We start from the raw sequence: 20296 nt of genomic DNA, 5'->3' as shown, positions 1-20296 counted from the left end.
CGGCCCGCCGGAACGACCGCCGGCCGGCTGATCAGCGTGGGCGGCTGAGGGCGACCTCGGCCAGATCCGTCCATCGCCCGGCCGAGGAGTGGGGCACGACCACCCAGTCCTTGACCGCGCGGCCCTGCCCCATGGGGTCGAACAGGCACGCCCCGGCCAGCTCGAGCGCGGCCGCGTGCTCAGGGGTGTCCCTGACCAGCCGGAACACCATCGCGCCGTCACGCTGCAGGCTCGCGAACACCTTCCCCGCCTGGTCCTTGAGCGCGGGGCTGCCCATCATGCGGGAAACCCGCACACCCAGGTCGGCCAGCTCGGCGCCGACCCGCTGGAAATCCTCTTCCGCGCTCATGCTCAGTGGTGTCCCCAACGTCGTGGTGGTGTGGGCCGGGCGGCTCGCCGGGGCTCTTCCCGCGTGACACGACCGCCTGGCTTCCCGCCTTCCGGCAGAACGGCGATCAGGCTAGCAGGACCGCACAGATCCGGAGAAACCGCCGGCGCAGGTCGTCCTCCACCAGGCGGAGCTCAGAGTTCGACGGTCAGGCGGACGGTCACCACGTCCCCCACGTCCAGCCCCTCCGCGCTGCGCACCCCCGCCTTGACCGGCACGAGGTAGCGGCCGTCCTTGGGGAACAACGACGTACGCCATCGGGTCTCGTGGATCTGGGCGGTGACGGGGACCATGCCCCAGCCGTAGCTCACCGAGGCGGCGGTCATCGCCAGGTCCTGGCACTCCTCGTCGGGGACGGTGACGAAGTGCCAGGGCGCGGGCCCCCTCCAGAACCACACCTCACCGCTGAACTCCACCTGCATCGCCACAGCATAGCCACGCGACGATCACCGTCCAGTGCGGCCGCTCAGTCCAAACAGTTGTCACAAACACATGTTTTGCGCATTTGTTCAAAACGTGTGTATGGTCGGCGGCATGCCACAAACAACCGCAACGGCCCCGGCCGCGAGCGACTTCAGCCACCTGTCCAGACGCATCAGGCAGGCCGGGCTCCTCGACCGCCGCCCCCGCCACTACCTGTCCCGGCTCGGCGCGGTGGCCGGCCTCTACCTGGCGGGCGTGGCGGCGTTCTTCCTGCTCGGCGACTCCTGGCTCCAGGTGCCGCTGGCCGCCTGCTTCGCGATCGTCTTCGCCCAGGTCGCCCTCGTCCTGCACGACCTCGCACACCGGCAGATCTTCGCCGCCCGCGGCCCGAGCGAGGCCCTCGGACGCCTCGGCGGCAATCTCGGGATCGGCCTCGGCTACGGCTGGTGGATGAACAAGCACACCCGCCACCATGCCAACCCCAACCACGAAGACCTCGACCCGGACGTCGTCCCCGACGTCCTGGTGTGGTCGCAGCGGCAGGCGCGCGACAGCCGCGGGCCGGCCCGGCTCATCGGCGGCCGGCAGGCCCTGCTGTTCTACCCGCTGCTCCTTCTGGAGGGGCTCAACCTGCACCTGGGCGGCATCCGCGCCCTACGCCGGCCCTGGATGAGACACCGCGCCCTGGAGGGCGCGCTGCTGCTCGCCCACTTCGTCCTCTACCTGGGCGCGCTGGCCTGGGTCCTGTCACCGGGCAAGGCGCTGGTCTTCTTCGCCGTGCACCAGGGGCTGTTCGGCCTCTACATGGGCTGCGTCTTCGCCCCCGGCCACAAGGGCATGCCGACGCTGACCGGGGAGGCCACCCTCGACTTCCTGCGCAAGCAGGTGCTCACCACCCGCAACGTACGCGGCGGCCGCTTCGTCGACGTCGCCATGGGCGGGCTCAACTACCAGATCGAGCACCACCTGTTCCCCAGCATGCCCAGCCCCAACCTCCGCCTGGCGCGACCCATCGTGCAAGCCCACTGCCGCCGGCTGGGCCTGCCGTACCACGAAGTCGGTTTCCTGGCCTCGCACGGCGAGGCCCTCCGCCACCTGCACCACGCCGGTGCTCCCCTCAGGCAGAAAGGCCGCCCATGAAAGCCGGACGCAAGCAGTGGATCGGGCTGGCCGTCCTGGTCCTGCCCGTTCTCCTGATCTCCGTCGACCTGCACGTGTTGTCGTACGCGCTGCCATTCATCAGCGCGAGCCTGGCGCCGAGCGGTTCCCAGCTGCTGTGGATCATCGACGTCTACCCGTTCATGCTGGCCGGACTGCTGCTGCCGATGGGCACGCTGGGTGACCGGGTCGGACGGCGACGGCTGCTGATGGCCGGGGCGGCGGCGTTCGGCGCCGCCTCCGCGATCGCCGCCTTCTCCCCCAGCGCGGACCTGCTCATCGCCACCCGGGCCCTGCTCGGGCTGGGCGGCGCCACGCTGATGCCCTCGACGCTGTCGCTGATCCGCAACATGTTCCACGACGACGGCCAGAGGCGGATCGCGATCTCCATCTGGACCGGCGCGTTCGCCGGGGGCGCCATGCTGGGCCCGCTGATGGGCGGCGCGCTGCTGGAGCACTTCTGGTGGGGTTCGGTGTTCCTGGTCAACCTGCCGGTGATGGCGTTGCTGCTGCTCCTGGCGCCCCTGCTGCTCCCCGAGTCGCGTGACCCGCACCCGAGCCGGTTCGACCTGCCCGGCCTGGTCCTGTCGCTGGGCGCGATCCTGCCCGCGATCTACGGGATCCAGCACATCGCCCAGGAGGGCTTCGGCCTGCCGCCGGTCCTGGCCGTCGTGACCGGCCTGGCGCTGGGCGTCGCCTTCGTACGCCGCCAGCGTTCGATGCCCGATCCGATGCTGGACGTGCGCCTGTTCGGCAGCCGCGCCTTCACCGCCGCCGTCGGCGCCAACACCCTCGGCGTCTTCGCCATGGTCGGCTCCAGCCTGTTCACCACCCAGTACCTGCAGATGGTCATGGGCGCCCGGCCGCTCGTCGCCGGCCTGTACGCGCTCCCCTCGGCCGGTACGGCGATGCTCGCGGCGGGGCTGGCCCCCGTCCTGGTCCGCAGGGTCCGTCCCGGGGCGGTGGTCTGCGCCGGATTGCTCGTCGGCGCCGGCGGGTTCGCGCTGCTGTCCGGGCTGGACGTGACCGGCCAGGCCGGCCTGCTGGTCGCCGGGATCATGCTGATGGCCGGCGGCGTCACCCTCGTCCTGACCGTCTCCGCCGACCTGATCATCGCCACCGCCCCGCCGGAGCGGGCCGGCTCGGTCGCCGGACTGTCGCAGGTGGCCACCGAGTTCGGCGGCGCGCTCGGCATCTCCGTGCTGGGGAGCATCGGCACCGCCGTCTACCGGGGGCGCCTCGGCGACGCCGGCGCGCCCGCCGCCGCGCTGGACACCCTCGGCGGCGCGCTGGAGGCGGCGCGGCACCTGCCGGAACCGGCCGGGACCGCGCTGGCCGCCGCCGCCCGCGCGGCCTTCACCCAGGGCCAGCACCAGGCCATGATCGCCGCCGCCGCGGGCCTGTGCCTGATGGCGCTGGTCGCGCCGGTCATGCTGCGTTCGGTACGGCGTGCGCCCCGGCCGCAACCGCGCCCGGACCAGTCCGGACGGCACGTGCTGCGTTAGCCGGCCGCCGCCACCGAACGGATGCCGGCGGCCAGGTCGTGGGCCGTCGGGGCGTTGTCCGGATCGACCTGCCAGCGCACCAGCAGGCCGATGAACAGCGTCAGCACCACCTGGGCGCCCGCCTCGTCCTGGCGCGGCAGGCGCCGGGCCAGCTCACGCAGGGCCAGCGCCTGCCCTTCGGCCAGGCGGGCGCGTACGTCGGGAAGATGCGGCGCCTGCGCCAGCGTCTCGACGTTGGCGCGCCACACCATCGGATTGGCCCGCAGGGACACGATCAGTTCCGCCAGGAACGTCTCGAGCCATTCCCTGGAGTCGTCCGGGAACGCCTTGAGCACCTCCGCGACCGCTTCGCCGGTCACCTCGATCATCGCCTGGGTGAGCAGGGCGTCCTTGGAGCGGAAGTGATAGTTGATCGCGGCGAGATTGCTGCCGGAGACGGCGACGATGTCCCGGACCGTCGTGCGGGCATATCCGCGTTCGGACAGGCACTGCTTTGCCGCGGCCAGCAAATCCTCAGGAACTCCCACACGGTGATCTTATCAGCGCCGCGAACAAGCGTTTCAAACATCTGCTTGACTCTCGGTGTCGTTGGTCCAGTTTCGCCCGGAATGAAACCATGATGTGCCGATGCCGCTTATGGCTAGCGTGGCTGGGGTGCACACAGTGATCACTGAAGCGGGCCGCACCCTTGCCGTGGAGCAGTGGGGCGTACCCGACGGGACGCCCGTCTTCTACCTGCACGGCAGCCCCATGGGACGTCTGGCCCGCCATCCCGACGACGCCCTGTTCACCGGGCTCGGCATCCGGCTGATCACCTTCGACCGGCCCGGCTTCGGGGGCTCGACGCCGCTGCCGGGGCGGCGGGTGGTGGACGGCGCGGACGACGTCGCAGCCGTCGCCGACGCGCTCGGCCTCGACCGTTTCGCCGTCTACGGGGTCTCCGGCGGCGGGCCGCACGCGCTGGCGTTCGCCGCCCGCCACCCCGACCGGGTCAGCCGGGTCGCCTCGCTGGCGGCGCTCGCCCCGCGCGACGCCGACGGGCTGGACTGGACGGCCGGGATGATGGAGGGCAATCAGCGCAGCGCCGCCGTCGCCCTCCAGGACCGCGACGCCATGATCGCCCACCTGGGGACGGACTCGTCCGGGCCGCCGCAGTTGCCCCCGGCCGAGGCCGCCGTGCTGACCCGTCCCGAGATCAGCGCCATGCTCGCGGCCGCGTACGCCGAGGCGGTTCGTCCCGGACTCGGCGGCTGGGCCGATGACGTCATCGCCCTCTTCGGCCGCCCGTGGGGCCTGGACCTCGCCTCCATCACCGTGCCGGTCCGGCTGTGGCACGGCGCGCTGGACGGGGTCGTACCGGTCGCGCACGCCCGCTGGCTCGCCGCCCACATCCCCACCGCCACCCTCACCGTCCAGCCCGACGCCGGGCACGCCGGTCACTTCGACGCCACCCCCGCCACGCTGGAATGGCTGCTGAACGGCGACGAACCCCGTGGCGACAGGAGCCCGGCCGCGGCCGTCACGAGCTAGGCGGCGCCGCGCCGGCGTCAGGCCCTCCGGGTCAGGTGGCCGAGCGTGAGCGGCGGCGGTGGCGGCAGCGGTTCGGCGTGCCCGGCGCCGAAGGACTGCAGCAGGTACGCCACCAACCGCCGCGACGCCGCCTCCACCCCCTCCCCCGCGCCGGCGATGAGGCCGCAGTTGGCCCTGAACAGCAGCACCAGGTCGGCGACGTCGAAGTCGGCCCGCAGCCGGCCCGTGGCCTTGGCCCGCCGTACCATCTCGGCGAGGCCCCGCTCGGCCCGCACCCGCGTCCGCTCGTAGTCGACCGCGTCCGGGAACGCGGTGAGGAAGGCGTCGGTGAACCCCCGGTCGGCGACCTGCATCGCGCACACCTTCTCGATCGCCGCGCGGAACCCCCGCCACGGATCCGGGTCGGCCAGCGCCTCGTCCACGACCGACGCGCACGCCGCCAGCTCCTCCCCGAACACCTCCGTGATCAGGGACTCGCGGGACGGGAACCGCCGGTAGAGGGTGGCCACCCCGACCCCGGCGCGCCGGGCGATGGCCACCATCGGCGCGTCCAGACCGCGCGCCGCGAACGTCTCCCGCGCCGCGTCGAGGATGCGTGCCCGGTTGTGCCGCGCGTCCGCCCGCAATTCCCTGGCCGACGCCAACTGAGAGGGATGATCAGCCATATTTCTCACATTAGCGTAAGTGGACAGCCCCGTCCGGTTAGCGGGCTAGCGTCGTCCGTATGGAGACGAACCAGATGCGCGCGGCCCTGTTCGACCGGTACGGACCGCCGGAGGAGCTGTACGTGGGCACGGTGCCCAAGCCGGTCCCCGCCCCCGGACAGGTGCTGGTCCGGGTGCACGCCGTCAGCGTGAACGGCGGCGAGGTGCACGGACGGACGGGCCGGCTGCGCCTGGTGACCGGGCTGATGCAGCGGGGCTTCCCGAAACGGGTCGGGATCGACCTCACCGGCGAGATCGTCGCCCTCGGCCCCGGGGTGACCGGCCCGAAGGCGGGCGACCGGGTGTGGGGCGCGCTGGGACGCACGTTCGGGAGCGCCGCCGAGTACGTGGCGATCCGCCCCCGCCGTCTGGCTCCGGCCCCGGCGGGACTCGACCTGGTGACGGCCGCGGCGCTCCCTGTGGGCACGACGGCCATCACGGCGCTGCGCGACCTGGCCGCGCTCAGGCCGGGCGAACGCCTGCTCGTCCGGGGTGGCAGCGGCGGTGTGGGCGTCGTCGCGGTACAGCTCGGCCGGGCGCTCGGCGCCCACGTCACCGCCCTCGCCGGGGCACGCAACCTCGACCTCGTCCGCGACCTCGGCGCGCACGAGGCGTACGACTACGCCGCCGCCCCTGCGGACCTGGGCAGGTTCGACGTGATCCTGGACACCGCCGGCACCGAGCACGCCGCCTTCCGCCGCCTGCTGACGCCGTCCGGCCGGATGGTGGCGATCGCCTTCGACCAGCGCAGGATCGCGGCGTCCCTGGCCTACATCGCCGCCTCGGCCGTCCACGGACGGCGGCGGGTGCGCTTCTTCAGCGGCAACCCCACCACCCGGCTCTTCACCGACCTCACCCGGTACGTGGACAGCGGCGCCGTCCGCCCGGTCGTGGACACGGTGTTCCCCTTCGACGACATCGCCCAGGCGCACCGGACGCTGGAGAAGGGCGGGGTACGCGGCAAGGTCGTCGTACGGATCGCCTGAAAGCGCGGCGAGGTCACCGTCGCCCGGGCCAAGGGGTCAGCGGCCGATCTTGTCCAGTTCGGCGAGGTCCTCGTCCGAGAGCGGCAGTCCCGCGCCCGCGACGTTCTCGCGCAGGTGGGCCACCGACGAGGTGCCGGGGATCAGCAGGATGTTCGGCGAGCGCCGCAGCAGCCAGGCCAGGGCGACCGACATCGGCGTGGCCTCCAGCCGGGCGGCCACCGCCGTGAGCGCCGAGGACTGCAGCGGCGTGAACCCGCCGAGCGGGAAGAAGGGCACGTACGCGATGCCCTGCTCGGCGAGCTCGTCGATCAGCTCGTCGTCGTGGCGGTGGGCGAGGTTGTACATGTTCTGCACGCACACGATCGGCGCGATCGCCCGCGCCTCGGCGACCTGGTCCGGCGTCGCGTTGCTGACGCCGAGGTGCCGGATCAGGCCCTGCCGCCGGAGTTCGACGAGCGTGCCGAACGCCTCGGCGAGCGAGCCGGGCCGAGGGCCCTGGGCGTCGCCGAGGCGGAGGTTGACCACGTCCAGCGTCGCGAGGCCGAGGTTCTCCAGGTTCTCGTGCACGGCCCGGCGCAGCTCGTCGGGCCGCCGGGCCGGAGGCCAGCCGCCCTCCCGGTCCCGGGTCGCGCCGACCTTGGTCACGATGTGCAGCGAGTCCGGGTACGGGTGCAGCGCTTCGCGGATCAGCTGGTTGGTGACGTGCGGCCCGTAGGCGTCGGCGGTGTCGAGGTGGGTGATGCCGAGGCCGGCGGCCTCGCGCAGGACGGCGAGCGCGCCGTCGCGGTCGGCGGGCGGGCCCATGACGCCGGGGCCGGCGAGCTGCATGGCGCCGTAGCCGAACCGGGTGACGGTCAGATCGCCCAGGGTCCAGGTGCCGCCGGGAAGCGTGCCGCTCATGTCGTGCCTTTCGTGTCGAGCCAGCGGGTGGTGCCTCGTGGCGCCTTGCATCATCATTGGGGTGTAGCTTCCTGATGGGAAGTAGGCACTCCGGAGTGCGTAAGGCGCCCGCAGGTGAGAGGAACGGCCGATGGCGACAACGACGGCGGCCCAGCAGAGGGCACAGGCGAAGGTGGCGTACGACGCCTTCGTGGCGGCCTGCCCCAGCCGCAGGCTGCTCGACCGGATCTCCGACAAATGGGTCACGCTGATCCTGTCCGCGCTCGGCAGCGACGCCCCGCACCGGCCCGGCGCCGACTGCGCCGGCGAGCCCCGGGCGATGCGCTACTCGGAGCTGCTGCGCCTGCTGGCCGGCGTCAGCCAGAAGATGCTCACCCAGACGCTGCGCTCCCTGGAACGCGACGGCCTGGTGACCCGTACCGTGACGCCGACCGTGCCCGTCACGGTCTCCTACGAGCTGACCGACCTCGGCCTGTCGCTGTACGAGATGACGCGCGGCCTCAAGTCCTGGGCCGAGCGGCACATGGACGAGGTCCTCGCCAACCGCGAGTCCTACGACACCCGCACCACCTGAGACGCGCGGCGACGCCGGCGAGCGGTCAGACCACCTCGAACGTGCTCATCATGGCCATGTCCTCATGTTCGAGATTGTGGCAGTGCATGACGTAACGCCCGCGGTAGCCGGTGAAGCGGGTGATGATCTCCACGGTCTGCGCTTCCCGCAGCTCGACGGTGTCCTTCCACTCCGCCGGCCCGCTCGGGCGTTCGCCGCCGATCGAGAGCACCTGGAAGGGCGCCAGATGCAGGTGGACGGGGTGGGCGACGTCGCTCGTCACCCGCCAGATCTCCACCTGGCCGAGCTTGGGCCGGGCGTCGACGCGGCGGGCGTCGAAGGGCTTGCCGTTGATCAGCCAGCCGGTCTCGCCGTGCAGGTCGCCGCTGTTGAACTCGAAGTCGCGGGTCACCGTCGCCTGCGCCGGGTCGAGACGTTCGACGCGCGAGAGCGTCGGCGGGATCGCCGAGTCGTCGCGGGCGTCGCGCTCGACGGTGAAGCGCATCACCTGGGCCTGCGGGCCCTCCTCCAGAAGGTTGCGCAGCTCGACGTGGTCGCCGACCCGGTAGGCGGCGAAGTCGACGATCACGTCGGCGCGCTCACCCGGGGCCAGGCGTACCTGCTGCAAGGGGCGGGGCGCCGCGAGCAGCCCGCCGTCACTGGCGACCTGGGTCAGGGTGCCGCCGGGCGACAGGGCCAGCTCGTAGACGCGGGCGTTGGAGGCGTTGAGCAGCCGCAGCCGGTAGCGGGCGCGGTCCACCCCGAGCTGCGGCCAGGGCGCGCCGTTGACCAGGATGACGTCGCCCAGCACGCCGCCCATGAACGCCATGCGGGCGCCGGGGCCGTCGTCCCTGACCGGGTAGGGCATGGTGCCGTCGGTGTGGAAGGAACGGTCGCAGATCAGCAGCGGCACGTCACGTTCGCCCGACGGGAGCGGCAACCTGTCCTGCTCGTCGTCGACGACGAGGAAGAACCCGGCCAGGCCGCGCCAGACCTGCGGCCCGGTGTAGTCCATGCGATGGTCGTGGTACCAGAGCGTGGCCGCGCGCTGTTGCAGCGGGAAGACGTAGTCGCGCTGCGTGCCCGGCTGGACCAGGTCGGTGGGATAGCCGTCGGACTCCGGCGGGGTGTGCCCGCCGTGCAGATGGGTGACCGTCGGCGCGGCCAGGCGGTTGGTGACGCGCACGACGGTCCTTCGGCCGCTGCGCGCCCGGATGGTGGGCCCGGGGAACTGCCCGTCGTACCCCCAGATCGGGGTACGCAGGCCCGGCAGGATCTCGGCCTCGGCAGGTCGCTGGACGAGTTCGTAGTAGTCGGTGCCCGCGTCGGTCCGTACGGGCTTGGCCACCGCGGGCAGTGGAAGCGGCACGGTGTACGGCTTGGGCAGCGGCGCGCCGCTCGTCAGGAGCTGCGGCAGCGGCGTACGGCCCACCAGTGAGCAGCCCGAGACGGTCAGCGCCGCGCCCAGGCCGAACAGGCGCAGCGCCTGCCGTCTCGTCATCCGGGTCGCGGTCATGCCGACGCCGTCCGGGCGCGGGCGGCGGACCAGACCCGCGTCATCTGCACCATGCTGCCGCCGAACATGAGCACGCCGAGCGGCACGTGCAGGATCTTCACGTGTGCCATGCCGAGCGCCATCTGGACCAGTGTCATCACCAGCATGCCCGCGGCGGCCATGATGGCGGCCCGCTCCCGGGTCATCACGGCGGCGACCAGGTACAGCAGCACGGTGGCCGCGACGGCCAGGGCCGTGGCGCTGTGCACGGCCCGGCCGCCCGCCGAGGACAGCAGCAGCCCGGCGGTCACCGCCTGGATCAGGAGGGCGACGGTCTGGGCGGCGAGCGCGATACGCAAGAACATGATGGCTTCCTTAGCGGGTGGAGGGCCGGGCGACGAGCGCGGCGGTGACGATCAGCACGAACGCGGCCAGCGCGGTCAGGGTGCGCAGGGTGTGGAACAGCTCCCACCGCTGGAAGGTCTCGGCGTAGCCGGACGGGACCGGGCCGGCGGCCCACTTCCGGAACTGCGCGTGCAGCGGGACGTTGCCGAACACGGTGATCAGCAGCGAGGCCAGCGCCGCCCCACCCGCGCCCAGCGCCAGCAGGCGCGGCCGGCCGCGACCGGCGACGGCCAGGCCGAACGTGGTGAGGATGGCCAGGGCCATCGCGCTCTGCATGACCGGCTCGTTGACCTTCATCATCGTGGTGTGGAAGGTCAGGCGCACATCGAGCGGAACGGCGTCGAACGTGGGGATCACGTTGGCCGCGCCGTACCCGAACGCGCCCGCGAGCAGTCCGGTGGCCACCAACGCCGCGCCCTGGGTGTACCTGACAGCGGTTCTCATGAGCAGTAATCGTCGTCCGGGCGGGGCCGCGGCGCGTCCCACGTGCGGACTCATCTGCCGCTACCCCAGCGGGATCACAATTCCGGCCGGACTACGACCGCGGAAGTAGTCCCGCCCCGGCCGATCCGGCGCACCCGACGGTGACGGCGTACTCGCCCGTACGCTCTGTGTCGTACGGCGACCGCGGCACGCTTCCGCGACGAGGCCACCGGGGTGACTATCGTTGCGGAAACCGGCACCCCCGCGGTTACCGTCGGCGCAGCGATCGGCGACCTCATCGCCGATCCTGTCGATCGGAGCGTCCGTGATGAACGTCGATGTGATCGTCGTCGGAGCCGGCCCGACCGGGCTCATGCTCGCCGCAGAACTGGGCCTCGCCGGAGTGAACGCCGTGGTCGTCGAACGCCTGGCGCAGCGCAGCGGGCAGTCCAAGGCGCTCGGCATCCAGCCCCGCTCCGCGGAGGCACTCGAATTACGGGGGCTCCTGGAGCCCCTCATGGACCGGGCGATCCAGCGGGTGGCCGGCGGGCACTTCGCCGGGCTTCGACTGGATTACACCGCCTGGGACACCCGGTACCCGTACTCGATCGGCATCCCTCAGGGGCGCGTCGAGGCGCTGCTCGAAGAGCGGCTCGGCGAGCTGGGCGTGCGGGTCCTGCGCGGACGCGAGGTGACCGCGCTGTCGCAGGACGCCGACAAGGTCGAGGCGACTCTGCGCGGCCCCCAGAGCGAGTCGCGGCTCACGGCCCGCTTCCTGGTGGGCTGCGACGGCGGCCGCAGCACCGTCCGCGAACTGCTGGGCATCGGCTTCCCCGGCCTGGACGGGAAGCTGCTCTCGGTGGTCGCCGACATCACGATCTCCGACCCGGACGACGCCGTGCCGGAGACCTGGACCCTGCCCGTCATGACGCCCGACAAGCACGGCAAGGGCTACATCGCTCCCATCGGCGACGGCGTCCACCGGTTCCTGTTCTACGGGCCCGAGCAGCAGAAGCTCCCCCGCGACACCCCGATCACCGAGGAGGAGGTGCAGCGGGCCCTGCACCACGAGTTCGGCCCGGGGGTACGGCTCACGGGCATCCGCTGGGCCTCCCGGTTCAGCGACGCCTCACGTCAGGTCGAACGGTACCGCCACGGGCGGATCCTGCTCGCCGGGGACGCCGCGCACATCCACTCCCCCTCGGGCGGCCAGGGACTCAACCTCGGCCTCCAGGACGCTTTCAACCTGGGCTGGAAGCTCGCCGGCGAGATCGGTGGGTGGGCGTCCGACGGGCTGCTCGACACCTACCACTCCGAACGGCATCCGGTCGCCGCCCGCGTGCTCGCCAACACCCGTGCCCAGGCCGTCCTGCTCGTCCACGACGAGGAGAACCTGGCCCTGCGCGACATCGTCGAGCAACTCGTACGGGTGCCGCAGGCCAACCGGATCGTCGCCGGCATGATCTCAGGACTCGACATCCGCCACGACCTCCCCGGCCCCCGGCACCACCTGCTCGGACGCCACGTCCCCGACCTCGACCTGGAGACGCCGTCCGGACCGGACCGCGTGGCCCGGCTGCTGCGCGACGGCCGCGGCCTGCTGCTGACCACCGCCGACGAGGCCGCGTTCACCGAGGCCGCCGGGCCGTGGTCGGCCAGGATCGGCCGCGCGCACGTGAAGGCCGACCTCGGCGCGGACGCCGTACTGATCCGCCCCGACGGCTACATCTGCTGGGCCGGCTCCGCCACCGGCACCCCCGGCCTCACCGAGGCCCTGACCCGCTGGGCGGGTCCCCCCGCCCGCCCGTCCTGACCCGCGCTCCCGGCCCTGCGATCCTCGGCGAAACACGCCCCTGGACCAGGCTCGCGGCCGGTTCGCCTACGGATGCACCCCGGTCAACGCCAGGCCGAGCAGCCGCTCGGCCTGAGCCCCGGCGTCGGGTTCCTGCTCAACGGCCAGGCAGATGGCGTTGACCAGTTTGAGTAGATCCGTGATGGAGACGTCGGCTCTCGCGGCGTTCGCCTCACGGGCACGGGCCAGCAGGCCCGCTCCGGCATCGGTGATCATGCTGTGACAGGTGGCCCCCAGGGCGGGATCGCCGTCATGGGCTCCCCGCATCATCGCGGTGGCCAGCCCGCGGTTGGACACGGCGTGCCGGGCGACGGCTCCGAGCCAGGACGCCAGCGCGCGTCCGGGGTCGGGCCCGGCGGCCAGGTCTACGGCGGTGTCGCACAGGGCCTCGACCTTGCCCCGGAAGACCGCCTCCAGCAGTCGCTGCCGGGAAGGAAAGTGCCGGTGCAGCGTCGCCGAGCCCACACCGGCGCGCCGGGCGATCTCCTCCAGGGACGCCTCGGCCCCGTGCTCGGCGACGGCCTCGGCGGCCGTGGCCAGGATGCGGTCGTAGTTGCGGCGCGCGTCCGCGCGCATCGGCCGCTCGGTCGAGGTCGTACGGCTGTCTGGCGGCATGAGATCTCCGGCTTGCAAAAACGGGGTGGCCCTCCATATCGTACACAGCGATAACCGGAGGGCCACCCCAGTTAAGTGGGACGGCCCTCGCACGCCTGCCTTCTGGAGACACATCGTGAGGACCATCGTGGTGACCGGGGCCACCGGCCCGCAGGGCCGGGCCGTGACGACGCGGCTGCTCGCCGGCGCGGGCCGCCACGACACCGAGAAACCGCCGCGGAACACCGTCAGCAAGTGGCGGATCGAACAGCACATCACCCGGCTCGGCCTGCCCGCGACCTTCCTGCGCCCGGTCCCCTTCATGGAGAACCACACCGGCTCCTACCACCTGCACGACGGCGCCGTGGCGGCCTTCGCCCACCCGGGCGAGTGGATCGGCCGCGCGGTCGGCCTGGCCGGGGACGAACCGACCCCACGCCGTATCGCCGCGCTCATCTCCGAGGCGATCGGCCGCCCGCTGCCGTACGTCCAGATCCCGATCGAGGTGATCGCGCAGGCAGGCCAGGAGTTCGCCGTCGCCCGCACCTGGCTCAACGAACGCGGCTACCGTGCCGACGTCGCCTTCACCCGCGCCACGCACCCGGGCCTCATGGATCTGCGTACCTGGCTGGAGCGCACCGGAGCGGCCCGGATCGCCGATTTCCCGGCCGCGCGGGACACCGCCGGGCAGGCCCGATGAACACGCCCGACCTCGGACGCGTCGGCATCTGGGCGGGCGACATGGACCGCCTTTCCGCCTCCGCCCTGCGCCAGGCAGCCGCCGCCGTCGAGGACCTCGGCTTTCCGGCCCTGTGGTTTCCCGAGACGACCGGCCGCGAGGCGATGGCCCAGGCCGCCCTGCTGCTGTCGATCACCCGGCGGACGGTCGTCGCCACCGGCACCGCCGCCATCTACGCCCGCGACGCGATCACCACCGCGGCCGCGCAGCGCACCCTCGCCGAGGCCTTCCCCGGACGGTTCCTGCTCGGCCTCGGCGTCAGCCATCCCAGCCTGGTCACCGAGGTACGCGGCCACCGCTTCGGCCCGCCCGTGGCGACCATGCGCGCCTACCTGGACGCGATGGACTCCGCGCCGTTCGGCCCGCCGGTCCCCGCACCGCCGAGGGTGCTGGCCGCGCTGGGCCCGAAGATGCTCCAGCTCGCCGCCGTACGCGCGCAGGGCGCCCACCCGCTGGGCATGCCGGTCGAGCACACGCGCCGGGCCAGAGTCCTGCTTGGGCCGCGGGCGCTGCTGGCGGTCACCCAGCTCGTCGTCGTGGACCCGTCCCGGGCCCGCGCGTCCGAGCTGGCCCGCGCCCACGCGGCCGCCGCCCTGCCCAACCGGCTCGCCCTGCTCCGCGGCCTGGGCTTCGACGATGCCGAATCCCTCGACGGGCGACTGGTCGACGCCCTGGTCGCCACCGGCGACCCCGAGGACGTCGCCCACCGGGTCGCGGAGCATCTCGAAGCCGGCGCCGACCACGTCAGCCTGCACGTCCTGACGACCACCCCGGACCAGCCACCCCTACGTCAATGGCACGAGCTCGCCACGCGGTTGCTGTGAGCGGGCGTCGCGGCAGCTCACCGGCTCTTGGTACGGCGATCGTTGACTCATAGTAAAAACTTGCCTACCGTCAGTGTTCGACATGACCCAAGTTCATCGAGGGGGGAAACTCATGCTCAGACGAGTCGAATCCGACCGGTGGCAGGAAGCGCTCGACGTCAATCCCCTGTACAACGGGCTGGTGCCGGAAGGCGGCGTACCCCGTTTCAAGATGCCGACCAGTCCGATGAATCCCAGCGCCGCCCAGGCGCTCATCCGCGACGAACTCCTGCTCGACGGCAACGCCCGGCTCAACCTGGCCACCTTCTGCACGACCTGGATGGAGCCGCAGGCCCGCGAGCTCATCACCGAGACCCTCGACCGCAACCTCGTCGACCACGACCAGTACCCCCGGACGGCCGACATCGAGGCGCGCTGCGTCAACATGCTCGACCATCTGTGGGGCGACCCCAACGGCGTCAGCGTCGGCTGTTCCACGGGCGGCTCCAGCGAGGCGGCCATGCTCGGCGCGCTGGCGATGAAGTTCCAGTGGCGTGAACGGCGCAGAGCGGCGGGGCTGTCCATCGACAGGCCCAACCTCGTGATGGGCACCGCCGTCCACACCTGCTGGCCGAAGTTCTGCCAGTACTGGGACGTGGAGCCGCGCTGGATACCGATCGAGGAACCGGCCTACACCCTGTCCGCCGACCGGCTCGCCGAGTTCTGTGACGAGAACACCATCGGGGTCATCGGCGTGCTCGGCTCCACGCAGTGCGGCAAGTACGACCCGATCGAGCAGATGTCGGCCGAACTCGACCGGCTGGAGGCCGAACGCGGCCTGAAGATACCTCTGCACGTGGACGCCGCCGTGGGCGGCTTCATCACCCCGTTCCTGGAGCCCGACAGGGTGTGGGACTTCCGGCTCCCCCGCGTGCAGTCGATCAACACCTCGGGACACAAGTTCGGCCTGGTCTACCCCGGTGTCGGCTGGATCGTCTGGCAGGAGCCGGACGCCCTGCCGCAGGACCTGGTGCTCTCCTGCGACCTGCTCGGCGGCAACATGGACACCTTCACGCTCAACTTCTCCCGTTCCGGTGCCCCGGTCGTCGCCCAGTACTACAACTTCCTGCGGCTCGGCTTCGACGGCTACCGGGCCGTCCAGCAGACCTGCCGGAACGTGGCGACCTACCTCGGGGAGGAGATCGCGAAGCTCCCCGAGCTCTCGATCATCGCCGACGGCTCCGAACTACCGGTGCTCGCCGTACGGACCGCCCCCGGTTACGACGGTTTCACCGTGTTCGACCTGGCCGACCGGCTGAAGATGCACGGCTGGCAGGCCCCGACGTACTACCTGCCGCCCAACCTGGAGCACATCGCCGTCATCCGCTTCGTCATCCGCAACGGCTTCAGCCAGGACATCGCCGCCAAACTGCTGGAGAGCGTACGCACCGAGGTCGAGTACCTGCGTACCAATCCGGTTCCGCGCCCCCGCGTGGCCCCCGAGGAGCCCGGCGTGCCGACGGCGAGACGGCCTCGATGAACGACCCCACCGCCCCGCTGTGATCGTTCCGTAGAAGATCTCCGGAGCGCCCGCGCAGCCGCACCTCCCTGGGAGCACCTGCGGCTGCGCGGTGTCATTTCCGCTCCGGGTCCACGATCGGGCGCCGGCAGACGTACGTGCGGGCGGGCGGCAGGTTGCGCCAGACGGTTCTGGTGGTCAGCACCTCGTCGAAGGCGGCGCCCAGCCGTCCGCGGAACCGCCTGCCGGGCCCGAGACGAGTGCCGGTCAGGTAGGCGATCGTGGTGAAGCTGCCGCCGGGCGCCAGGACACGCGAGACCGCCGCGAGGATGCGTACCTGGGCCGGTTCGGGGATGAGCGTCCACGGCAGGGCGCTCACCACGGCGTCCACCTCGCCCTCACCGATGCGCGACCCCAGGTCGGCGGCGTCCATGTGCAGCACCTCCAGCCACGGGCGGGTCACCGCCAGATGGTCGACCATCGCACGGTCGGTCTCCACCGCCACGAACCGCGCCCGGGCCGGCAGCCGCGATCTGATCAGCCCGCTGATCACCCCCGTCCCCGGCCCCAGTTCCAGCACGGTCGGCGCGCCGCGCTTCGGCACCACCTCGACCAGTTGCGCGGCCAGCAGTTCCGACGTGGGCGCGAACGCGCCGATCACCAAGGGCCTGCTGGCGGCCGCCTTCAGGAAGACGCCAAGATCAGATCGCATGTCTCGACGCTAGTGACGCGGCGGTCCGGCCGACTCCTGCCTGATGTCGATCCCCTGCCTCCGCCCATGAGCCGGGCCCCGCGGCCGACCGGTCGGCTCCGTCCTCCTCCTGGAGGACCCACCGGTCCCGGGTCACGCTTGCACCCGACGGGGAGCCGGATGGCTCGGACACCCACCCGCCACGAAGGACGACGTACGATCCGGAGCCTGCGCGGCACCGAGGAGATCGGCCGACCGGCGGATCTGGAGCCGATGCGGGGCGGCGTCGATGCCGACCGGGAGGAGGACGCGGTGGCACGGTCGTTGCTGATCTCTCTGGAGGCCGCGCCTTCGCGCAGCTCGCACGCCACAGGCCGCCTCGGCCATGTCGGCGGTGCCGGTCCATTCGGGACGGCATGCTGTCGACTGGTCAGATGGTGAAGTGGTCGGTACGGCCGAACATGGTGGTGGTGGCGGCGCCGCAGTCGATGACCGGGTCGAACAAGGTGTTGCGGAAGACCTCCCTGCCCTGTCCGGCGCCGGAGGTGACCAGGCCGACGCTCTTCTGGCGGAACCGGACCAGGTTCCCGCTGACCTCGCGCGTGGTGATCACACGGACGTAGTCGACGACGCTGCTCCGGCCGTCGTTCCAGGTGTAGGTGACGGTCTCGATGCTCTCCAACGGGAACGGCTCGGCGCAGGAGGCGTCCACGGTGACGGGGCCGGTCGTCGCGGTGCCCGACGACACCGAGCCGGTGCAGTTGTTGTAGCCGGCGAAGTGGGTACGGGCGCTCGGACGCGGAGGCTGAGCCGGAGCCGGAACGAACCGGTACGCTTCGACCGGGTTCGTCCGTGCCGAATCGCTCCAGGCGCAGAACACGGTGAAGTCCGCGCGGGCGGCGGAGGCGGCGGGTGCGGCGGCCGGCACCGCGGCCAGCATGATGAGCGAGCCCAACACTGCTCGCAGCCGACATGACATGGGTGCGCTCCTGTCTGGCGAGGGCGGGTCACCCATACTGTCCGCCACTCCACCCAACCCCCGAAGACGCCTCACAGTGACAGAACGATTACTCACAGTGCCGACGCACGCCTGCCCGGCCTGGCCTCAGGTGCGGCCATCGCCCCTTCTGTTGAACCACGAAGGCGGGAGGCAGGTCGCTCAGCCCGACGGAGAATCACCGCATATGGCTCACCGAGGGGGCGGCGGTCTAGGGTACGGATCATCATCCGACACGGGGAAGAGGACGGGGACGTAAATGATGGCAAACGATCCGGCGCGGCCGACGTTGATGACGCGGATGATCGCGGCGTACAAGGGTGAGGTACGCGCGGACGAGCTGGAGGCGTACCGGCGGGCGGGGGGCCTGGTCTACACCGAGCTTGAGCATGCCGAAGAGCTCCGGTTACGCCTCGCCCAGGAAGGCGTCAACCTCTGGCACGGCCCGCAGGCGGCCTCCGGACAGCTGCTGTGCACCTGGAACGCGTTCGTGCTGCAGACCATCGGCGAACAACTGCTCGACGCCGACTACACCGCCGACCCGCGCACCGCGGGCTACGTGCCGCCGGTCACCAGCCAGCAGGTGGCCGCCTGCTTCGACCAGGTGGAAGGCTGGGTGTCGCGGGCCCGGCAGGCGGCCGGCAACACCCGCTACCTGGTCGAGACAGAGCTCCAACTGCCCGCCGACCTGCCCGAATGGGCCGAGGCGGACCCTTGCCCGCTCCCTCATCTGCACGGCATGCTGGCCGCCGCCCGCGCGATCCGCCAGCACGCCGAGGTGGCGTTCGGCGTGTTCGAGCAGAGCATCGCGGACACCCACGACCACCAGCCCGACCTGCAACGTCTGCGCCAGCTCGTGGCCGAGGCCGCCACCGCCGCCGACTACGCCGAGGGGCTGCTCAAGGGCAATCCCCAGCCGAGCCTGCACGAGGCGATCGAGCAGCGGCTCCAGCGATCGTTGGAGCTCTACTATCACGTGGGCCAGCTCATCGCGATGCCCACGCACATCGCCACCTACCAGGGCACCGCCGCCAGGTCCGCCACGACGTACGAATCCCTCAACGTGAACGCCCGCGACTTCGACGCCTGGTGCCTGACCGACCCGCAACGGCGGGATTTCTGGAAGGCCGACCCCAAGGCCCGGCAGGCCATCAAGGAGATGTGGGAGTACGACCCCGACCCGGCCGCCACTCTTCGCATCCAGGCGCAGATCGACGCCGCCTTCCGTGACGGCCTCATCGTGTACGCCGTCAACGCCGCGGGCAAGTCGCTCGGCAGCTACTACTGCTGTCCGTTCCCCGCCATCTACGAGGTGCGCAGGCCGGTGGTCATCGGCGGCAAGCGGCTGCGCCCCATGCAGCAGTTCACCTACGAGGCCTCCGCCGAGGAGATGGAGAGCGGCGGGGCGTTCAAACGCGAGCTCATCGTGGCCAACTTCAAGCCGACGAACCAGATCGACTACTGCGACCCCGACGGGCTCCACGGCGACTAGGACGTTGAGGGCATAGTCGGCGTTCCCCGGCCGCTGCCGTCGGAGAGCGTTCGCCACGGCGGACGCCGCCCTGTTGCGACATCCACGGACCGAACGAGAAAGGAGCGTCCCGGGTGCGGACACGGCAAGGAGCTCGAACCGTCTTGCTGGATCCCGATGACCGGCTGCTCATGATTCGGGTCCAGAACGACGGCGTCATCGTCGTCCCCGGTCATCCCGCGCCGGCGTTTTTCTGGATCCTGCCCGGCGGCGGCCTTGAGCCCGGCGAGACCTTCTCCCAAGCCGCCCGCAGGGAGCTGTTCGAGGAGACCGGCCTGACCGACGTCGACTGGGGCCCGTGTCTGTGGATTCGTGATGTGGACGCGTACTGGTCGGGCCGGCCCGTCCATGCGCAGGAACGGTTCTTCCTCGCCCGGATCCACAACGACCAGAGCATCAGCCGAAGGCATATGGAGCCCGCGGAACACGATTCGATCATCGAACACCGGTGGTGGCCACTCGGGGAGCTGATCGCCGCCCAGGCCACGCAGACCTTCTTCCCACCCGGCCTGCCCAAGCTGCTCGGTGACGTCCTCAACGGAAGCGGGCGCCTCCCGAGCGAACCCACGGACTGGGGCCGGTCTTGGAGCGGGTCACCGCAGGTCGCTGAGGGTCTTCCCAGGCCCCTAGCTAGTAGCTGTGGAGATCAGTCAGGTAGGCGCGCCAGAACAACGTCGCAACCGTTTGGTGCCTTCATGGAACGCCGTCGCTCAGGCTCGTGAGCCTGCCAGGAGGAGGAACAGTGGAACGCGCTGGCGACGTGCGAGTGCGGCCATGTCGCCATTGAAGCGATCGGGGCGAGGAGGGCATTCGCGCAGCGCGGTGATGGCGAACTGCGCGCGTGCCAGGGCGGTGACGTAGTCCTCGATGGTCCGGTGATGCCAGGTGACGGTGTTGCCCAGCCAGTCGCGCTGGCGGGTTCCGGGGTGGAAGTAGTCGTCGACGACCCAGTCGGTGCGTGCTTGTTCTGTGCTCTGGTGAGCTTCGTGGGAGGTGATGACAGGGTGAACGACCGTGATCAGCAGTCGTCCGCCTGGTGATAGACAGTGCCGGCAGGCCGCCAGGACGGCGTCGAGATCGTCGACGTAATGCAGCGCCAG

General features: G+C 71.4%; 22 protein-coding genes and 1 pseudogene. 11 read left to right on the top strand and 12 right to left on the bottom strand.

Annotation, left to right across the window (positions count from 1 at the left end; genetic code table 11):
* Positions 1–31 precede the first annotated feature (31 nt).
* Positions 32–349 (bottom strand): hypothetical protein, encoded by a 318-nt coding sequence (locus tag IEZ27_RS14805; RefSeq protein ID WP_189647704.1) that lies wholly within the window; start codon positions 347–349, stop codon positions 32–34.
* A 173-nt stretch (positions 350–522) separates the two neighbouring features.
* Positions 523–810: a DUF1905 domain-containing protein gene (locus IEZ27_RS14800; protein ID WP_189647703.1), complete on the bottom strand. Its 288-nt coding sequence runs from the start codon at positions 808–810 to the stop codon at positions 523–525.
* Positions 811–922: 112 nt separating this feature from the next.
* Here IEZ27_RS14800 and IEZ27_RS14795 point away from each other — a divergent pair, with 112 nt between their 5' ends.
* Positions 923–1951 carry a fatty acid desaturase family protein gene (locus IEZ27_RS14795; protein ID WP_189647702.1) on the top strand — a complete coding sequence of 343 codons (1029 nt, stop codon included), beginning with the start codon at positions 923–925 and terminating at the stop codon, positions 1949–1951.
* Positions 1948–3474: an MFS transporter gene (locus tag IEZ27_RS14790; RefSeq protein WP_189647701.1), complete on the top strand. Its 1527-nt coding sequence runs from the start codon at positions 1948–1950 to the stop codon at positions 3472–3474. Before IEZ27_RS14795 ends, IEZ27_RS14790 begins: the two co-directional genes overlap by 4 nt.
* Here IEZ27_RS14790 and IEZ27_RS14785 read toward each other — a convergent pair.
* Positions 3471–4001 (bottom strand): TetR/AcrR family transcriptional regulator, encoded by a 531-nt coding sequence (locus tag IEZ27_RS14785; RefSeq protein WP_125634404.1) that lies wholly within the window; start codon positions 3999–4001, stop codon positions 3471–3473. The genes IEZ27_RS14790 and IEZ27_RS14785 overlap by 4 nt on opposite strands.
* Positions 4002–4137: 136 nt before the next feature.
* Here IEZ27_RS14785 and IEZ27_RS14780 point away from each other — a divergent pair, with 136 nt between their 5' ends.
* Positions 4138–5004 carry an alpha/beta fold hydrolase gene (locus IEZ27_RS14780; protein ID WP_229823987.1) on the top strand — a complete coding sequence of 289 codons (867 nt, stop codon included), beginning with the start codon at positions 4138–4140 and terminating at the stop codon, positions 5002–5004.
* Between the two features lie 17 nt (positions 5005–5021).
* Here the strand turns inward: IEZ27_RS14780 and IEZ27_RS14775 are convergent, their stop codons facing one another.
* Positions 5022–5669, bottom strand: coding sequence for a TetR/AcrR family transcriptional regulator (locus tag IEZ27_RS14775; protein ID WP_189647699.1), 648 nt, complete (start codon positions 5667–5669; stop codon positions 5022–5024).
* A gap of 59 nt (positions 5670–5728) precedes the next feature.
* On the opposite strand from IEZ27_RS14775, the gene IEZ27_RS14770 reads away from it, so the two are divergent.
* Positions 5729–6694, top strand: a complete 966-nt coding sequence (locus IEZ27_RS14770; RefSeq protein ID WP_229823986.1) for an NAD(P)-dependent alcohol dehydrogenase — start codon at positions 5729–5731, stop codon at positions 6692–6694.
* 36 nt (positions 6695–6730) lie between these two features.
* Here the strand turns inward: IEZ27_RS14770 and IEZ27_RS14765 are convergent, their stop codons facing one another.
* Positions 6731–7594, bottom strand: a complete 864-nt coding sequence (locus IEZ27_RS14765) for an aldo/keto reductase family oxidoreductase (protein WP_189647698.1) — start codon at positions 7592–7594, stop codon at positions 6731–6733.
* A gap of 130 nt (positions 7595–7724) precedes the next feature.
* Between IEZ27_RS14765 and IEZ27_RS14760 the strand changes: the two genes are divergently transcribed.
* A complete protein-coding gene (locus IEZ27_RS14760; protein WP_189647697.1) occupies positions 7725–8168 on the top strand; it encodes a winged helix-turn-helix transcriptional regulator in 444 nt (147 codons plus the stop codon).
* 25 nt (positions 8169–8193) lie between these two features.
* Here IEZ27_RS14760 and IEZ27_RS14755 read toward each other — a convergent pair whose 3' ends face one another.
* Genes IEZ27_RS14755 through IEZ27_RS14745 form a run of 3 tightly spaced genes read right to left on the bottom strand, consistent with a single transcriptional unit; the run spans position 8194 to position 10491 of the window.
* Positions 8194–9663 (bottom strand): multicopper oxidase family protein, encoded by a 1470-nt coding sequence (locus IEZ27_RS14755; RefSeq protein WP_189647696.1) that lies wholly within the window; start codon positions 9661–9663, stop codon positions 8194–8196.
* Entirely contained in the window at positions 9660–10007 is a 348-nt protein-coding gene (locus IEZ27_RS14750) for a hypothetical protein (protein ID WP_189647695.1), read from the bottom strand. The genes IEZ27_RS14755 and IEZ27_RS14750 overlap by 4 nt, the downstream gene beginning before the upstream one ends.
* 10 nt (positions 10008–10017) lie before the next feature.
* A complete protein-coding gene (locus IEZ27_RS14745; protein ID WP_189647694.1) occupies positions 10018–10491 on the bottom strand; it encodes an anthrone oxygenase family protein in 474 nt (157 codons plus the stop codon).
* A gap of 307 nt (positions 10492–10798) precedes the next feature.
* On the opposite strand from IEZ27_RS14745, the gene IEZ27_RS54950 reads away from it, so the two are divergent.
* The gene (locus IEZ27_RS54950) at positions 10799–12283 is read left to right on the top strand and encodes an FAD-dependent monooxygenase (RefSeq protein ID WP_189647693.1); all 1485 of its coding nucleotides are present in this window, start codon (positions 10799–10801) and stop codon (positions 12281–12283) included.
* A gap of 66 nt (positions 12284–12349) precedes the next feature.
* Here IEZ27_RS54950 and IEZ27_RS14735 read toward each other — a convergent pair whose 3' ends face one another.
* Positions 12350–12937 carry a TetR/AcrR family transcriptional regulator gene (locus IEZ27_RS14735; RefSeq protein WP_229823985.1) on the bottom strand — a complete coding sequence of 196 codons (588 nt, stop codon included), beginning with the start codon at positions 12935–12937 and terminating at the stop codon, positions 12350–12352.
* Positions 12938–13052: 115 nt separating this feature from the next.
* On the opposite strand from IEZ27_RS14735, the gene IEZ27_RS14730 reads away from it, so the two are divergent.
* The 3 genes from IEZ27_RS14730 (at position 13053) to IEZ27_RS14720 (ending at position 15998) form a co-directional block, all read left to right on the top strand.
* The gene (locus tag IEZ27_RS14730; protein ID WP_189647692.1) at positions 13053–13616 is read left to right on the top strand and encodes a Rossmann-fold NAD(P)-binding domain-containing protein; all 564 of its coding nucleotides are present in this window, start codon (positions 13053–13055) and stop codon (positions 13614–13616) included.
* Positions 13613–14479: a TIGR03620 family F420-dependent LLM class oxidoreductase gene (locus IEZ27_RS14725; protein ID WP_189647691.1), complete on the top strand. Its 867-nt coding sequence runs from the start codon at positions 13613–13615 to the stop codon at positions 14477–14479. Before IEZ27_RS14730 ends, IEZ27_RS14725 begins: the two co-directional genes overlap by 4 nt.
* Positions 14480–14591: 112 nt before the next feature.
* Positions 14592–15998: a glutamate decarboxylase gene (locus IEZ27_RS14720; protein WP_125634382.1), complete on the top strand. Its 1407-nt coding sequence runs from the start codon at positions 14592–14594 to the stop codon at positions 15996–15998.
* Positions 15999–16092: 94 nt separating this feature from the next.
* Here IEZ27_RS14720 and IEZ27_RS14715 read toward each other — a convergent pair whose 3' ends face one another.
* Positions 16093–16689, bottom strand: coding sequence for a class I SAM-dependent methyltransferase (locus IEZ27_RS14715; RefSeq protein WP_189647690.1), 597 nt, complete (start codon positions 16687–16689; stop codon positions 16093–16095).
* A 409-nt stretch (positions 16690–17098) separates the two neighbouring features.
* A complete protein-coding gene (locus tag IEZ27_RS14710; RefSeq protein ID WP_189647689.1) occupies positions 17099–17626 on the bottom strand; it encodes a hypothetical protein in 528 nt (175 codons plus the stop codon).
* Between the two features lie 298 nt (positions 17627–17924).
* Here IEZ27_RS14710 and IEZ27_RS14705 point away from each other — a divergent pair, with 298 nt between their 5' ends.
* Both IEZ27_RS14705 and IEZ27_RS14700 read left to right on the top strand, forming a co-directional pair.
* Entirely contained in the window at positions 17925–19157 is a 1233-nt protein-coding gene (locus tag IEZ27_RS14705) for a hypothetical protein (protein WP_189647688.1), read from the top strand.
* 113 nt (positions 19158–19270) lie between these two features.
* Entirely contained in the window at positions 19271–19918 is a 648-nt protein-coding gene (locus tag IEZ27_RS14700; RefSeq protein ID WP_268246060.1) for an NUDIX hydrolase, read from the top strand.
* Here IEZ27_RS14700 and IEZ27_RS14695 read toward each other — a convergent pair.
* A pseudogene (locus tag IEZ27_RS14695) lies at positions 19907–20296 on the bottom strand (hypothetical protein); the annotation flags it as partial. The gene IEZ27_RS14700 and the pseudogene IEZ27_RS14695 sit on opposite strands and share 12 nt — an antisense overlap.

The organism is Nonomuraea spiralis (assembly GCF_014648435.1).
Lineage (GTDB): Bacteria > Actinomycetota > Actinomycetes > Streptosporangiales > Streptosporangiaceae > Nonomuraea > Nonomuraea spiralis.
This window is presented reverse-complemented; position numbering and strand designations above follow the sequence as displayed.

Bases quoted from the DNA above. Each gene is read 5' to 3' on its own strand.
- IEZ27_RS14775 (WP_189647699.1), bottom strand. From the start codon at position 5,669: ATGGCTGATCATCCCTCTCAGTTGGCGTCGGCCAGGGAATTGCGGGCG.
- IEZ27_RS14795 (WP_189647702.1), top strand. From the start codon at position 923: ATGCCACAAACAACCGCAACGGCCCCGGCCGCGAGCGACTTCAGCCAC.
- IEZ27_RS14805 (WP_189647704.1), bottom strand. From the start codon at position 349: ATGAGCGCGGAAGAGGATTTCCAGCGGGTCGGCGCCGAGCTGGCCGAC.
- IEZ27_RS14715 (WP_189647690.1), bottom strand. From the start codon at position 16,689: ATGCGATCTGATCTTGGCGTCTTCCTGAAGGCGGCCGCCAGCAGGCCC.
- IEZ27_RS14760 (WP_189647697.1), top strand. From the start codon at position 7,725: ATGGCGACAACGACGGCGGCCCAGCAGAGGGCACAGGCGAAGGTGGCG.
- IEZ27_RS14720 (WP_125634382.1), top strand. From the start codon at position 14,592: ATGCTCAGACGAGTCGAATCCGACCGGTGGCAGGAAGCGCTCGACGTC.
- IEZ27_RS14755 (WP_189647696.1), bottom strand. From the start codon at position 9,663: ATGACCGCGACCCGGATGACGAGACGGCAGGCGCTGCGCCTGTTCGGC.
- IEZ27_RS14800 (WP_189647703.1), bottom strand. From the start codon at position 810: ATGCAGGTGGAGTTCAGCGGTGAGGTGTGGTTCTGGAGGGGGCCCGCG.
- IEZ27_RS14725 (WP_189647691.1), top strand. From the start codon at position 13,613: ATGAACACGCCCGACCTCGGACGCGTCGGCATCTGGGCGGGCGACATG.
- IEZ27_RS14770 (WP_229823986.1), top strand. From the start codon at position 5,729: ATGGAGACGAACCAGATGCGCGCGGCCCTGTTCGACCGGTACGGACCG.
- IEZ27_RS54950 (WP_189647693.1), top strand. From the start codon at position 10,799: ATGAACGTCGATGTGATCGTCGTCGGAGCCGGCCCGACCGGGCTCATG.
- IEZ27_RS14745 (WP_189647694.1), bottom strand. From the start codon at position 10,491: ATGAGAACCGCTGTCAGGTACACCCAGGGCGCGGCGTTGGTGGCCACC.
- IEZ27_RS14750 (WP_189647695.1), bottom strand. From the start codon at position 10,007: ATGTTCTTGCGTATCGCGCTCGCCGCCCAGACCGTCGCCCTCCTGATC.
- IEZ27_RS14765 (WP_189647698.1), bottom strand. From the start codon at position 7,594: ATGAGCGGCACGCTTCCCGGCGGCACCTGGACCCTGGGCGATCTGACC.
- IEZ27_RS14735 (WP_229823985.1), bottom strand. From the start codon at position 12,937: ATGCCGCCAGACAGCCGTACGACCTCGACCGAGCGGCCGATGCGCGCG.
- IEZ27_RS14790 (WP_189647701.1), top strand. From the start codon at position 1,948: ATGAAAGCCGGACGCAAGCAGTGGATCGGGCTGGCCGTCCTGGTCCTG.
- IEZ27_RS14705 (WP_189647688.1), top strand. From the start codon at position 17,925: ATGATGGCAAACGATCCGGCGCGGCCGACGTTGATGACGCGGATGATC.